Origin of the sequence: Streptococcus sp. LYSM12, from assembly GCF_004569635.1 — a bacterium.
Taxonomy (GTDB): domain Bacteria; phylum Bacillota; class Bacilli; order Lactobacillales; family Streptococcaceae; genus Streptococcus.
On record NZ_SPOZ01000001.1, the window covers coordinates 1 to 15,151 of the forward strand.

The 15,151-nt window shown below is 41.3% G+C and carries 13 protein-coding genes; 12 read left to right on the plus strand and 1 reads right to left on the minus strand.

The features are described 5' to 3' along the window. The 3 genes from E4T79_RS00005 to E4T79_RS00015 form a co-directional block, all read left to right on the plus strand. The coding region (locus E4T79_RS00005) for an IS3 family transposase (protein WP_167752581.1) at positions 1–305 on the plus strand (305 nt) is incomplete at its 5' end. Positions 306–649: 344 nt separating this feature from the next. After that, positions 650–1,810 (plus strand): MFS transporter, encoded by a 1,161-nt coding sequence (locus tag E4T79_RS00010; RefSeq protein ID WP_135026689.1) that lies wholly within the window; start codon positions 650–652, stop codon positions 1,808–1,810. 81 nt (positions 1,811–1,891) lie between these two features. Beyond that, positions 1,892–2,938, plus strand: coding sequence for an alcohol dehydrogenase catalytic domain-containing protein (locus tag E4T79_RS00015; RefSeq protein ID WP_135026690.1), 1,047 nt, complete (start codon positions 1,892–1,894; stop codon positions 2,936–2,938). Positions 2,939–3,472: 534 nt separating this feature from the next. Here the strand turns inward: E4T79_RS00015 and E4T79_RS00020 are convergent. After that, positions 3,473–4,603 carry an FAD-binding oxidoreductase gene (locus E4T79_RS00020; protein ID WP_135026691.1) on the minus strand — a complete coding sequence of 377 codons (1,131 nt, stop codon included), beginning with the start codon at positions 4,601–4,603 and terminating at the stop codon, positions 3,473–3,475. A gap of 75 nt (positions 4,604–4,678) precedes the next feature. On the opposite strand from E4T79_RS00020, the gene E4T79_RS00025 reads away from it, so the two are divergent. The 9 genes from E4T79_RS00025 to E4T79_RS00065 all read left to right on the plus strand — a co-directional run bounded on the left by E4T79_RS00025 (position 4,679) and on the right by E4T79_RS00065 (position 15,137). Then, positions 4,679–5,308: a GDSL-type esterase/lipase family protein gene (locus tag E4T79_RS00025; protein WP_135026692.1), complete on the plus strand. Its 630-nt coding sequence runs from the start codon at positions 4,679–4,681 to the stop codon at positions 5,306–5,308. A gap of 47 nt (positions 5,309–5,355) precedes the next feature. Beyond that, positions 5,356–5,880, plus strand: a complete 525-nt coding sequence (gene lepB / locus E4T79_RS00030) for a signal peptidase I (RefSeq protein WP_135026693.1) — start codon at positions 5,356–5,358, stop codon at positions 5,878–5,880. A gap of 151 nt (positions 5,881–6,031) precedes the next feature. Next, a complete protein-coding gene (gene glmS, locus E4T79_RS00035; protein ID WP_135026694.1) occupies positions 6,032–7,846 on the plus strand; it encodes a glutamine--fructose-6-phosphate transaminase (isomerizing) in 1,815 nt (604 codons plus the stop codon). A gap of 742 nt (positions 7,847–8,588) precedes the next feature. After that, positions 8,589–9,230, plus strand: coding sequence for an amino acid ABC transporter permease (locus E4T79_RS00040; RefSeq protein WP_135026695.1), 642 nt, complete (start codon positions 8,589–8,591; stop codon positions 9,228–9,230). 8 nt (positions 9,231–9,238) lie between these two features. Continuing rightward, positions 9,239–9,871: an amino acid ABC transporter ATP-binding protein gene (locus tag E4T79_RS00045; RefSeq protein WP_135026696.1), complete on the plus strand. Its 633-nt coding sequence runs from the start codon at positions 9,239–9,241 to the stop codon at positions 9,869–9,871. Between the two features lie 31 nt (positions 9,872–9,902). Next, the gene (locus E4T79_RS00050) at positions 9,903–10,742 is read left to right on the plus strand and encodes an amino acid ABC transporter substrate-binding protein (protein WP_135026697.1); all 840 of its coding nucleotides are present in this window, start codon (positions 9,903–9,905) and stop codon (positions 10,740–10,742) included. Positions 10,743–10,930: 188 nt separating this feature from the next. After that, a complete protein-coding gene (locus E4T79_RS00055) occupies positions 10,931–12,694 on the plus strand; it encodes a PTS mannitol transporter subunit IICBA (RefSeq protein ID WP_135026698.1) in 1,764 nt (587 codons plus the stop codon). Positions 12,695–12,745: 51 nt separating this feature from the next. Further along, complete coding sequence (locus E4T79_RS00060; RefSeq protein ID WP_135026699.1) at positions 12,746–14,698, plus strand: HTH domain-containing protein; 1,953 nt, start codon at positions 12,746–12,748, stop codon at positions 14,696–14,698. 1 nt (position 14,699) lies between these two features. After that, complete coding sequence (locus E4T79_RS00065; protein ID WP_135026700.1) at positions 14,700–15,137, plus strand: PTS sugar transporter subunit IIA; 438 nt, start codon at positions 14,700–14,702, stop codon at positions 15,135–15,137. The last annotated feature ends 14 nt before the right edge of the window (positions 15,138–15,151 follow it).

Here is a 15,151-nt window from a genome sequence, read left to right on the forward strand (position 1 = left end):
CAGGTGCGACACCACTGGTTCACAGCGATCGTGGGAGCCAGTATACTTCTAAAGCGTATCGATACTTTGCACGACAAGCTGGATTAACCTTATCCATGTCTCGGGTTGGTAAATGTATTGATAACGCTCCAATCGAAAGTTTCTTTGGGCATTTCAAGACAGAAGCTTATCACCTGAAGAAATATAAGACCTATGATGAGCTCGTCACAGACATCGAACACTATATTGAGTTTTACAATACACGACGCTATCAGACCAAATTAAATAACCTGACTCCTATAGAATTCAGGAATCAGGTTGCTTAATATCTTTTATTATTTGACTGTCTACTTGACAGGGAGCCGTTCATACCACTGAGGCTTTTCCATTGAAAAAATATGCACAGTTTGGTCTATCTTTCAATCTGGGAAGAGTTTTTCAAACATTAGCTTATACTTGAACATGGGCTACAGCTTTCTGATATAGTCATTTCGTTTATCTTTTATCACTTCGTTCACTCGCTTTGTCGTACTCTAGTACAGCCTGCAGCTTGTTGCCTAGTATGAAAAGAAAATTAAAAGACTATATCAAGTAGAAACTTGTATCTCAATCCATTTAGGTGTATAATGTTACATGTTTTGTTTTATAGTGTAAGATGAAAGGAGAAAACATGAAAAATAAAGCAATGATGCGATTTTCGCTCTTGGTGATTTCCATCTTTCTAATGTCTCATTTGGCGATTGCACCAGCCATTCCAAAGCTCTATGATTATTATCATACTAAGAACGCCAGCCTCGGACTTGCTTCTGTGGAGAGTTTGGTAACAGTCCCAGCCATGATGATTACAATTACTGTCTTGCTCAGTAATCTAGTTGTTTCCTGGATTGGAACCAAGCGGACAGTCTTACTCGGCTTAGGCTTGATTGGTGTGTTCGGTGTTTTACCAACCTTTTTAACGTCTTTCCCTCTTATCTTTATCTGCCGCTTGATGTTGGGAGTAGGGATTGGACTTTATAATTCGCTTTCGATTAGTCTGATTAGTGACTTTTACGAGGGAGAGATGCGAGCTCAGATGATTGGTTTGCGAACTGCTTTCTTAAATATCGGGAAAGCCTTGACGACTCTTATTGCTGGTTATGCTTTGCTGATAGGTGTCAATTATACCTTTTTAGTCTATTTGCTTGCCTTTCCAGCCTTTATTCTCTTTTATCTGAATATTCCTGAATCTAGCCAGGCTCAGGTACCGGTAAAAGATGCTATGACATGGAATTATCAAGTAGGATTGGTTACGGCTCTAACTTTCCTAGTTGGCATCAGTTATATTGGGGCGACCATTAAAATTCCGAGTTTACTCGTGACTCAATATGGTTTTTCGACCACCTTGTCTAGTCAGCTGCTCACTATTTTAGCCTTTAGTGGGATTATTACGGGCTGTTGTTTTGGACCGATTTTAAAGAAATTGGGAGATACGACTCTTTTTGCAGTTCTCATTGCAATGGGGATTGGTAATTTCCTCTTTACCCTACCGTTTCATCTTCCTCTCTTTATCATTGCAAGCATATTGGTTGGAATGAGTTTTGTTGGTATCATGTCCTTTAATTTTTACTATATTTCCAAGCAATTTTCGAAAGAACAAGTCCATTTTGTAACTAGTCTTGCTATTACAGGAGGCAATATTGGAGTTGTTTTAACGCCTATATTCCTCACTAAATTGTTGGAAAAATTCCAGATTGAAACCTTTATCACTCCTTTTTACATTAGTAGCTGTTTAATGGTGCTTGCCTGCCTGCTTGCTTACCTATTGTTGAGAGGAAGAAACGAGTCGCTATAGAAATTTCAAAATAATCTTGACTTAGAGTTCACTTCAAGTGCTATACTAGAAGCACCTTAATAAAGAAAGTGAGGAAAAGGGATGAAAACAGCAATTTTTGAAAAGGCTGGTTCGATGATTATCGGTGAGATAGACAAGCCTCAGATTCGAGAAAAAGATGATGTGATTATCAAGATTGTGCGAGCTTGTGTCTGTGGATCAGATCTATGGTCTTATTCACATGGAGATGATCGCGAACCACATTCGATTAATTCAGGACATGAGGCTTTGGGAATTGTCGAAGAAGTAGGTAGTGAGATTACTACAGTTAAGCCAGGTGATTTTGTCATTGTTCCCTTTACGCATGGCTGCGGCCATTGTGATGCCTGCCGTGCAGGGTTTGATGGCACCTGTGATAATCATCCAGCCCCGACGAACTGGGGCGGAGGGTTCCAGTCAGAGTACCTCCGTTTTCACTATGGAAATTGGGCCTTGGTGAAAGTACCAGGACAACCCTCTGACTATTCAGAAAGCATGCTCAAGTCCCTCTTGACCTTGGCTGATGTCATGCCAACGGGCTATCATGCAGCAAAAGTAGCGCATGTTCAGCCTGGGGACAAGGTAGTTGTGATTGGAGATGGAGCAGTTGGGCAATGTGCGGTTATTGCTGCTAAAATGATGGGTGCTTCACAGATTGTCTTGATGAGCCGTCATGGCGACCGTCAAGCTTTGGCATTAGAATCAGGTGCAACGGCTGTCGTAGCAGAACGTGGCGAAGAGGGAATCGTAAAAATACGTGAACTATTAGGTGGCGGGGCAGATGTTGCACTTGAATGTGTAGGAACTGAGGCTGCAATCGAACAAGCACTCGGTGTGCTTCACAATGGCGGACGTGTCGGATTTGTTGGTGTACCGCATTATGACAGTCGTCCACTTGGTTCAACTTTTGCCCAAAATATCTCAGTTGCAGGTGGTCCAGCTTCAGTCACTACTTATAACAAGCAAGTCTTACTAAAAGCTGTGCTTGACGGGGATATCAATCCAGGACGTGTCTTTACGCAGACCTATTCTTTGGAAGATATCAATCAAGCCTACCAAGACATGGCAGATCGTAAGGTCATTAAATCTATGGTAATTGTAGACCAATGAGTTCGGTCTTTGGCATAATATAGAATAGGAGCTGATTAAAAAGATTATCTCCACTTCTTAGAGTTCGCTTCAACATCTCAGCGCAGAGGTGGGATGTTGAAGCGAACTCTTTTTTCTATCTGCCGAGTTCTTTCTTGCTCCCTAACACTTTATCGTATGAATGTTTGAAGGCTTTTGTGTTTTGATATACTTGAACACTTCGTCAATTTTTACTTTTTTCTTTACGTCCTCGTATCTTGGTGTAATTGAACTCGGGCTAAGAGCTGTATACAAAAGAAAAAACAGTCTAAAAAAGACTGTAATCACAAAAAATAAATGTATTTCTTAGCGGTAGCTATCTGGCAATTCCCTACACTTTCGTTTGGGACTAGCCTAGCTATCCTCGTCGGGGTCTCACTACGAAGCGTTCCGCTTCTGTTCGGCCGCTTGACGGTAGCTATCTGGCTCCTCCCTGCATTTCATTTGTGATGAGCCTAGCTATCCTCGTCGGGGTCTCACTACGAAGCGTTCCGTTTCTGTTCGGCCGCCTATTTTTCATTCGCTTTTTAACCGCCCTTGTATCTTGATGTAAGGATCGGGTGAATAAGGATTGGCATCAAATTCATGGGGTTGTTTAAGGATAGATTGTGCCAATTGCCAGCCGATAAAAGGCCCGCAGGTGAGGCCGGAGGAGCCTAGACCACTGGCTACTAAAATAGCGGGATGTTCAGACAGGCGTCCGTAGAAAGGCAGAAAATCAGAGGTATAGGCTCTGGTACCAACGCGCGTATGGCTGATTTCGTATTGTTGTAAGTCAGGAATAACAGCAGACGCCACCTCTTTCATCTGCTGGATTTTTTCCCTATCCAATGACAAATTATACCCCTGATCATTTTCATGGGTCGCTCCGATGACTAACTTTCCTTGTTCAAATGCCAGGATGTCGATTTCCCCATGGAGCATACAGCCAGGCCAGTTGTCGGTTGTAAAGTGTGTATCAATGGACAGTAATTGTCCCTTTTGTGGCCTTATATCGACCTTGTAGCCTAAGGGAGTGAGGAGGTCTGGCAACCAAGCACCTGCTGCCAAGATAAGCTCGTCATAGTCATATATAATCTCGTCTATCTGTACCTGATTATCAGGTAAGAGCTGGGCCTTTCCTTGGATGAAGTGTCCTCCTTGCTGTTGAAATAGCCCCAGCAGTTGATCCAGCAGTTGTCCACCGTCAACCCGTCCGCCGCCATGCGTGAGAACAGCACCTTGGTCTGTTACAAGAGGGGGAATTTGTGTGCTTAATTCTTGTCCTTTTAATATGTCAATCTGAGCAATCATTGGAGAGTGCTTCTGTCTTTCTTGAGCAAGAGTTGCTAATTGGTTTAGTAGGGAATCTTTCTTTTTAAATACCAAGGTTCCAGTTTGTTTGTAAGGGAGGTGTGTAATACCTGCTTTCTGTAAATCTTGCATCAGGTCTAGATAAAAAGCTGCTCCTTTATCAACCAAGTGATACCAGGTCTGGTTGCGACGCTGGGAGAGCCAAGGACAGATGATACCAGCAGCAGCTCTTGTCGCATTTCCTGTCCCGTCATCGATGAGCGTGATTTGCATGTTTGGGGTCTGAGAGAGGTAAAAAGCAGCAGTAGAGCCGACAATTCCTCCGCCAATAATTATAATCTTCTTTTGCTTCATATCTCTAGTATAGCATAAAGACAAGAGGGTTTCTTTATTTTTTTGAAAATGTTAGAATAGAAAAAAGGAGAAGCTATGTCAGATGTAATGTACCCAGAAGTCATGATAATTGGGAGTGGAGCTGTGAGAGTTGCGACTGTTGGTGATAGTTTGACCTATGGTTATGGCTTAGAAAATCGAGAACGGGATGCTTATCCTAGCATTTTGGCTACAAAGTTAGGTCATCATTATCAAGTATTTAATTTTGGTCTGAGTGGTCGTTCTTTGCAATCTACCTCAGATTATCCCTATTTACAGGAAAGAAATGCTCAGTTGTCGCTCGAGAGTGAGGCAGATATTGTCATCATCATGATTGGAACGAATGATAGTCGCGCTCCGTACTGGAATAAAGAACGGTTTATCAAGGAATATGGTGAACTAGTTGATCGTTATCTGCAAATGTCTAGTCAACCAGATGTCTATCTCTTAGTACCTCCTTATGTGCCGACCAGTCGTTTTGGGCTCAACAATGACATTGTTCGTACAGAACTTCAGGAAATCATCCCTAGAATTGCTGAGGATAGGGGATTAGAATGGATTAACCTTTATTCGCTAACAGAGGGACGTTTAGAGTGTTATAGTGACGGTCTACATTTGACTCCGTTTGGAAATCAGCTTGTAGCAGAGATGGTTTACGCAAAAATCATGGGAGAAAGTCTTCGGTAAATCTTGAGAAAATATGCTATACTAGTAGTAAAGGAATGGGGAGGATTATGGCAAAAAGAGAATTGATTCATCGAGTGATTGTAGTTAGTTTGTTGGCATTAGGAATGATTGCATTGCGCATTTGGGTCTTTGAACCAGTCACCATAACGAAGCAAATGGCAAATCACTACCTCAAAGAAAATGATATTATCATTGCAGTGAAAGGCAGAGAACTCGAATATGGTGATTTTGTCTTGTATCAAGTAGACGGGACAGAACATGTCGGTCGCCTCATTGCTAAGGAGGGAGATAGTGTGACCTATATGGATGATGTCTTGTATCGCAATAATGAAATTGTTGAGGAGACCTACCTCAGTAAGTCAGCAAGTCATCAAGACTATTATACAGAAGATATCATTGTCCCTCGTCTTGAGAAAAAAAATTACTGGATTCTAAATGACATACGGACCAACCGTGAAGATAGTCGTACACTTGGTTTAATTTCTTCTAAACAGGTTATCGGTCGTTTGACTTTCCGTGTCAGTCCCATAGGGGAATTTGGCTTTATTGATATCGGACTAACCCAGAAGTAGGGTTAGTTTTTTTGTACCAATTAGACTAGACCAATTTTAAGTTTGACAAACTAAAATCTTTTATATATACTATTTTTATTGGTTTTATTTAAAAAATAGATGACTATACCAATTTATAAAATCCTTTATTTAGAAATGGACGGAAAACAATATGTGTGGAATCGTTGGTGTTGTTGGAAATACAAACGCAACTGATATTTTAATTCAGGGACTTGAAAAATTAGAATACCGTGGGTATGATTCAGCGGGAATTTTTGTCACCGGTGGCGAAACAGGACATTTAGTCAAATCTGTTGGTCGTATTGCCGATTTATCGGCTAAGGTCGGAGATTCTGTGGAGGGGAACATAGGAATCGGGCATACCCGCTGGGCAACCCACGGGAAACCGACTGAAGATAATGCTCATCCTCATACGTCACAAACAGGACGTTTCGTCCTTGTTCATAACGGAGTGATTGAGAACTATCTTGAAATGAAAAATACCTATTTGGCAGGTCACGATTTTAAGGGGCAGACAGATACAGAGATTGCAGTTCATTTAATTGGTAAATTTGTCGAAGAAGATGGCTTGTCTGTACTTGAGGCTTTCAAGAAAGCTCTTCAGATTATCCAAGGCTCCTATGCCTTTGCTTTGATTGATGCTACAAAACCAGATATGATTTATGTAGCCAAGAATAAATCACCGCTTCTTATCGGTCTGGGAGCTGGTTACAATATGGTCTGCTCAGATGCCATGGCGATGATTCGTGAAACTAATGAATATATGGAAATTCACGATAAGGAATTGGTCATCGTGACAAAGGAAAGAGTGGAAATCATGGACTATGACGGTAGTCCAATCGAACGTGGCAGCTATATAGCAGAATTGGACTTGTCAGACATTGGTAAAGGGACTTATCCTTTTTATATGTTAAAAGAAATTGATGAGCAGCCAACCGTGATGCGTAAGTTGATCAATGCGTACTCTGATGTAGGTGGTCAGATGATGGTTGACCCTGCTATTGTCAAAGCTGTTCAGGAAGCAGATCGTCTTTACATTCTTGCAGCAGGGACCTCTTACAATGCAGGTTATGCATCTAAGAACATGCTTGAAGCATTGACAGATACGCCAGTTGAATTAGGTGTAGCTTCTGAGTGGGGTTACCATATGCCACTCTTGAGCAAGAAACCACTTTTCATCTTGTTGACCCAGTCTGGAGAAACAGCAGATAGCCGTCAAGTATTGGTGAAAGCGAATGAAATGGGGATTCCAAGTTTGACCATTACCAATGTGCCAGGTTCTACCCTCTCACGTGAAGCGACTTATACCATGCTACTTCATGCAGGTCCTGAAATTGCGGTTGCCTCTACCAAGGCCTATACAGCACAAATTGCGGCTCTTGCTTTCCTAGCAAAGGCAGTCGGAGAAGCAAATGGTAAGCAAGAAGCGCACGAGTTTGATTTGGTACATGAATTATCAATGGTTGCACAATCGATTGAAGCGACCCTGTCTGAGAAAGATATGATTGCAGAAAAAGTGGAGAAATTGCTTGCAACAACTCGTAATGCCTTTTATATTGGTCGTGGAAATGACTATTATGTAACGATTGAAGCTGCGCTTAAATTAAAAGAAATTTCTTATATCCAATGTGAGGGGTTTGCAGCTGGTGAGTTAAAGCATGGAACGATTTCTCTGATTGAAGATGGCACACCAGTGATTGCTTTGATTTCAGCGAGCGAGAAAGTTGCTGCGCATACACGCGGAAATATCGCAGAAGTAGTTTCTCGAGGTGCTTATAGCTTAACTATTGTTGAAGAAGGTCTGGAGCGTGAAGATGATGATATTGTGGTCAACAAGGTTCATCCTTTCCTCTCTAGCATTTCAATGGTCATTCCAACTCAGCTGATTGCCTACTATGCATCTCTTCAACGTGGGCTGGATGTTGATAAACCACGCAATTTGGCTAAGGCTGTTACAGTCGAGTAAGACTAGCTGTTGCTATTGACAGTCATTTCGTTTATCTTCTATGACTTCGTTCACTCGTCTTGCTGTACTCTAGTACAACCTGCAGCTTGTTACCCAATACTATAGTCATTTCGTTTATCTTTTATGACTTCGTTCACTCGTTTTTCTGTACTCCAGTACTAGCTGCGACTCGTTGCCTAGTACTAAAAATAAACGAAACGGCTATAAAAGCAAATGAAAAGACTATATCACCGTTCCTCGTAGTAAAACTACGAGGATTTTTTACGTAATGATGTAAGGCCGGAAAATAAAGTAGGCGAGAGACGATACAAACTAATTTCATTTTACCAGTTTTACCTTGGTCCCCTTTTGAAAAAATCTGGGCTATTTGGAACGATCATCTTTGAAAACGAAAGAGTGGATACGATGCTTCAATAGAAGTTCTTGTGACCCATTCTTATCTCGATTGGTTAGTTTTTAAGTTTTGCTGATACGAGAAAATAGAAAAGGATATACGGCTACTCTAAAATCTTACAGGAGCAAAATAAATAGTTGATGGAACAGCTAGATTGCAGTAAACGGTAGCTAGTGTAGAAATGTCCCCTTTCCCATTCTATGGAGGGATTTACGTTTAGCAGTGGAGTTTTGTCTACTTGAATGTAGAATAACATACCATTTCACCTTAGAAAAATGCAGGAAAAGGTCTTTTAATTTTCAGAAATTTCTGTTATACTAGAGTTTAATTACAAATTTGGAGGAGTTTATGGGATATATGTTTGAGATTTTACCGAGCTTATTTAATGGAGCTATGGTATCTTTGCAAGTCTTTGTGATGGTCTTGCTCTTATCTCTTCCATTAGGAGCACTTGTTGCCTTTTTGATGAAAATTCCATTTAAGCCCTTGCTTTGGTTTTTGAAATTTTACGTACTCATCATGCGGGGAACTCCCTTGTTGCTTCAGCTAATTTTTGTATATTATGTTTTGCCAAGTATCGGTGTTACTGTTGATCGGATGCCTGCGGTAATAATCACTTTCACCTTGAACTACGCGGCTTATTTTTCAGAAATCTTTCGTGGAGGAATCGAAGCAATTCCTGCTGGTCAGTATGAGGCAGCAAAAGTCTTGAAATTCACGCCGATACAGACCGTTCGCTATATCGTCTTGCCTCAGGTAGTCAAAATTGTTTTACCAAGTGTTTTCAATGAAGTGACCACCTTGGTCAAGGACACTTCTTTGATCTATGCTCTTGGGGTAAATGATTTGTTGCTTGCTAGTCGGACAGCTGCCAATCGTGATGTCAGCCTAACACCTATGTTCATTGCAGGTGCCTTATATTTGGTGATGATTGGTCTTGTGACCCTCTTTGCCAATAAGATTGAGAAAAAATTTGATTATTATAAATAGGAGGTCTTATGTTAGAAGTACGCAATCTTTCCAAATGTTTTGAGAATAAGCAGATCTTTTCCAACTATGACCTCGTGATTCCAGAAGGAAAAATTCTTGCCATTGTTGGCCAATCTGGCGGCGGGAAAACGACCTTGCTACGGATGTTGGCAGGACTTGAGACGATTGACTCTGGTCAGTTGATTTACAATGGAGAAGAACTGCCATTAGAGGAGTTAGGGAAACGACATTTATTGGGCTTTGTTTTCCAAGATTTTCAGCTGTTTCCACATTTATCAGTATTGGAAAATCTTATCTTGTCGCCCATTAAAACGCAGAATATTTCTCGTGTAGCGGCTGAAAGCAAAGCCCGTCAACTGCTTGAAACTCTTGGTCTTGTTAATCATGCAGATGCTTATCCCTATTCCTTATCAGGTGGGCAAAAGCAGCGTGTTGCTTTGGCGCGTGCGATGATGATTGATCCTGAGATGATTGGTTATGATGAACCAACTTCAGCTCTTGACCCTGAGTTACGAAAAGAGGTAGAGAATCTCATTCTTGAAAATCGTAGAACTGGTATTACACAAATCGTTGTCACCCATGACATGCAGTTTGCTGAAAATATCGCTGATGAGATTATCAAGATAACACCTAAAAACTAAAGTGAACATCAGTAAAAAAGGGGACTAGAATATGAAAATGAAAGCAATGATAAGCGGTGCAGTAGCTATAGTGGCAAGCCTTGCCCTTGCAGCATGTGGCTCTAGCAGCTCTCCAGTCAAAAAAGATAACTGGTCTAGTTATGAAGAGAGTAAAAAAATCACGATTGGCTTTGATAAAACATTTGTGCCAATGGGGTTTGAAGAAAAAAATGGTCAATATGCAGGTTTTGATATTGATTTAGCAACAACAGTCTTTGATAAATACGGTCTAGTCATTGAGTGGCAACCGATTGACTGGGATTTGAAAGAAACCGAATTAAACAATGGCAATATTGATTTGATTTGGAATGGTTATTCAGCGACAGACGCGCGCCGTGAAAAAGTCTTATTTACAGATGATTATATGGCCAATCTCCAGGTCTTGGTGACTAAAAAATCTTCTAATATTGTAGATAGTAATGGTATGAAAGATAAGGTGCTAGGCGCCCAAGCTGGTTCATCTGGCTATACCAATTTTGAAGCACAGCCGGCTATTTTAAAAGATATTGTCAAAAATAATGAAGCGACCCAATATGCAACCTTTAACGAAGCTTTGATTGATTTAAAAAATGATCGAATTGATGGTCTCTTGATTGATCGTGTCTATGCAAATTATTATTTGCAACAAGAGGGATTGATGAGCGATTATAACATCATCGATGCAGGATTTGAACAGGAGGCTTTTGCAGTTGGTGCCCGCAAGGCAGACACGACCTTGGTGGAGAAAATCAATACAGCTTTCAAAGAATTATATGCGGACGGTAGCTTCCAAAAGATTTCCAATAAATGGTTTGGAGAAGATGTCGCTACAGATGCAGTGAAGAATAAATAATGGATAAAAGGCGGGGATATTTCTCGTCTTTTTTCTATTCTCTCATTTTGTCAAAATTTTTGTGCCAAGATTTGAGTTTTTTTCTGCAAAAAGAGCTTGTATAATAAAATTAGAAAAATTTATACTCAATAAAACCCAAATGATTCTTCGTCAACTGTTGTGTTTTATTGAGTATTAGGAGGATAAATATGGAAAATTCTTCATTGAGAGTTCGGATTCAAAAGCTAGGCACGACTTTATCAAATATGGTCATGCCCAATATTGGATCGTTTATTGCATGGGGGGTCTTGACCTCGCTCTTTATTGAAAAGGGCTGGCTTCCGAACGATGAGTTTGCTACGATTGTAGTGCCAATGATTACTTATTTATTGCCACTGTTAATAGGCTATACAGGTGGTTATAATGTCTACGGTCAACGCGGTGGTGTAGTCGGGGCTATCTTGACCATGGGGGTTATTGCTGGTTCAGAAGTGCCAATGTTCATCGGTGCCATGCTTGTCGGCCCATTTGGAGCTTGGGTAATCAAAAAATTTGACCAGGCTTTTCAAGAAAAGATCCGTCCTGGTTTTGAAATGTTGGTCAATAACTTCTCAGCGGGATTGATTGGATTTGCTTTGATGCTTGTCAGCTTTAAAGTAGTCGGTCCATTCGTATCCAACATGACAAGTGCTATCGGAGGTGGAGTACAAGCGATTGTGGATATGAGGCTCTTGCCATTAGCCAATATTATCATCGAGCCAGCAAAAGTCTTGTTCTTGAACAATGCTCTTAACCATGGTATCTTTACACCGCTTGGGACAGAGCAGGTATTAAAAGTCGGAAAATCTGTCCTCTTTCTTTTGGAAGCAAACCCAGGGCCTGGCTTGGGGATCCTATTTGCCTATGCTTTATTTGGCAAAGGTTCTGCCAAATCTTCTTCATGGGGAGCAATGATTATTCACTTCTTCGGAGGAATTCATGAAATCTACTTCCCGTATGTAATGATGAAGCCCGCCCTCTTTCTAGCAGCTATCGCAGGTGGTGTATCTGGAACCTTTACTTTCCAATTATTGAATGCAGGTCTTGTAGGAGCATCTTCACCAGGATCAATCATTGCTATTACTGGTCTTGTACCAAAAGAAGGAAATTATTTCGCAAATCTTTTAGCGGTGTGGGGCGGTGTGTTTGCGGGAGCTCTGGCCTCTTTCCTTGTTGCTTCCCTTGTCTTGAAAGCTGACAAATCAGAAAGTGCTTCTCTTGAATCAGCACAAGCAGCCACTAAAGCTGCAAAAGCTGTTGCAAAGGGGCAAGCACAGGTTGCACTTTCAGAGGATATGACAGTAGATACTGTGCACCAAATCATTTTTGCCTGTGATGCAGGTATGGGAAGCTCTGCTATGGGCGCATCCCTCCTCCGCGATAAGGTAAAGAAAGCAGGATTGAATATCCCTGTGACAAACAAGGCCATTGCAAATCTTCAAGACACAGACCACACGCTTATCATCACGCAAGAAGAATTGGCCGTTCGTGCTGCACAACGTACACCTCGTGCCATTCACATAGCAGTGGATAATTTCTTGACTTCACCAAAATATGATGACATTATTGCCCAGTTGACCCAGCAAACAGCTACAGTAGCTCCAACTCAAGTAGAAGCTAGAGGTGGAGAGGGAACACCAGATTTGAATGGTGTTGATAGAGTGATTTTTGCCTATGGTGAGGCTCAAGGATCAGCGACAATGGGGCAAGCAACGCTGAGTGCCATCTTTAAAAACAAGGGAATTAAGATTCCAGTTATCAGTGTACCATATACAGACTTGTCAAGATACAATGCAGAAACCAGTTTGATTGTGACTACTCTTACCCAGCAAGCGACGGTGCAGGGGGTAGTTCCAAAAGCAACAATTATGGCTGTTGATAGTCTTGTAACAACGCCTGAATATGACAAATTGGTGGCGACAATTCACAAATAAGCAGGTCTTATTCGAACAGACAATTTAGAGCGACTGTAGTATAATAAAAGTATGTTACTAACCAAACGAGAAGAACAATTGATGAAAGCTTTCCTTCAGGTGGGAAAGCTTTCCTTAAAGGAAATGGTGGATATCTTACAGGTCTCTTCACGGACAGTCTACCGAACCTTGTCGGATTTGACAGAGAGTTTGTCCACAGAAAAGATTCATTTGATTAAGGACGGAAAGAAATACTACTTATCGGGAAATCTTTCTGCCTTGAGTGATTATCAGGCAGATACCACCTATACTCCGAGTCAACGTCAGACCTTGATGACCTATCAACTGTTGACCAGTCAGGAAGTGGTGACCAATGAGCAATTTCAAGAGCGCTTTTTGGTATCAAACGTTACTGTTATTCAAGATATTGCAGAAATTGAACGCTGTCTCAGAGTATTTGGCTTGGAATTGGTCCGTCAACGTGGGTATCGAGTGGAGAGTAAAACCAGTCAGAAGCGGCGCTTCTTAGCTATTTTACTGGCCAATACCATTTCAATTCAAGATTTTTGGACGGACAACTATGCTGATTTTCCAGCTTTGCAGGTGTACAGGACCAGACAGGCTCGTCAGGTATTTGAACGTTATCAAAGTTTACTAGGTGATATAGACCCGAAACTCAAGGAGTTTCTGATGATTTTACTGGGGCTAGCAGATAATCAGGGAGAGTTAGACCAGCAGGTTAATGTATCGAAAGCAGCCCTTGATTTTGCTCAAAAAGTTTTTACAGATCTGGCTAAGGAAACCAAGCGATTTTATAATATACAAGAGATCATCTATTTTGCGACAATCCTAGATGAGGTTATTATCAAGCGGCAGGAAGTACCCTTGTTTAGCGAGAGTTTTGACGGTGGCTTTTATTACAGTATTTCCCAATTGGTGGACAGTATCTCGCGTTTCACTAAGATTGAGTTCGTCAAGGATAAGGAGCTCTTTCCCTTATTGTTTCATCATCTTCGCTTGAGTTTAGCGGTACCCGTTCTTTTTCCAGACAGTGCAACGACCAAGATAGCCTATCTGGCGACCCAGAGAAATTCTTTCTTACACAGTCTTGTAAGCCTGGTTATGCAGGATCTTTTCCCAAGCTATATTCACAATGAATATGAATATGAATTGGTGACGCTCCACTTTGCTTCTAGTCTTAGAAGAAGTCCGGATATTTATCCTATTCGCATGCTTTTGGTGACAGATGAGCGCCCCTTGACAACCAGCGTCCTTGTATCCAAGATTAAAAGTGTGGCACCGTTTGTGGGATGGATGGACGTGCAAAGCACGACCCAGCTTGCAAGGTTAAACTTAGAGCAGTATGATTATTGCCTGACGACCAAGCCAATTCCGCAGATGGATATTGATGTTATTTCAACCTTTCCCAGTACCAAGGAAATTTTAGACTTACAAGAAAGATTGCAGTCTATTCAAGAGGAGCGGACGGTGGCGGTTCGTGAGGATATCGTAGTTAACAAGCACTATGATTTGCAGGCCTATTTGAAAGGTAGCAGTCAGTTACTGGAACATTTTTCACTCTATGATTTAGAGAATCCTGCGACATTTGAAGAGACAGTCATCCAGATTGTTAAGCATCTTCCTTACATCAAGGATTCTGGCTATCTAGCTAAAAAGTTGCTTTCACGCTTTGAGCTGAGTCCTCTTGCTATTCCCAATACGAATCTGGCATTGATTCATACCCAGTCTAGTCAAGTGGTTCAGAGCCAATTTCAAGTCGTTTCCCTACAGCAGCCAGTTACAGCCTTGTCGATGAACAATCACCCAGAAAATGTCCAGCGGGTCTTGGTCATGTTGACTAAGCTAGGTGAGCAGGAAGAAATTAGAGAACTGATGACAGCTATCAGCCAGTCCATTATCGAAAATAATCTTTATACAGAAATTTATCGTACAGGAAATCAGGAAATCATTTATCAACTTCTGAATTCAATCTTCAATGAAAAAATTAAACAATGGGAGAATTAATATGGAACTTCAACAAGAATTGATTCAATTAGGGCAAGTATTTGCAACAAAAGAAGAAGCGATCCGCTTTTGCGGACGCCAACTAGTGGAGGCAGGTCATGTCAATGAAGCCTATATTGAGGCGATGATTGAGCGGAACCAAGAACTCTCCGTCTACATGGGCAACTTTATTGCGATTCCACATGGGACAGACGCAGCAAAAAAAGAAGTTCTTTCATCAGGAATGACCATTGTCCAAGTCCCTGCTGGGGTAAATTTTGGGACGGAAGCCGATCCGAAAATTGCGACAGTCCTCTTTGGAATTGCAGGACTTGGTGATGAACATCTGGACATCATTCAAAAAATCTCTATCTTTTGTGCAGATGTAGATAATGTAGTCAAACTAGCAGATGCAGCTTCAAAAGATGAAGTAATGGCTCTTTTAAACAGTGTTGAGTAAAGAAGAAGGTGTGA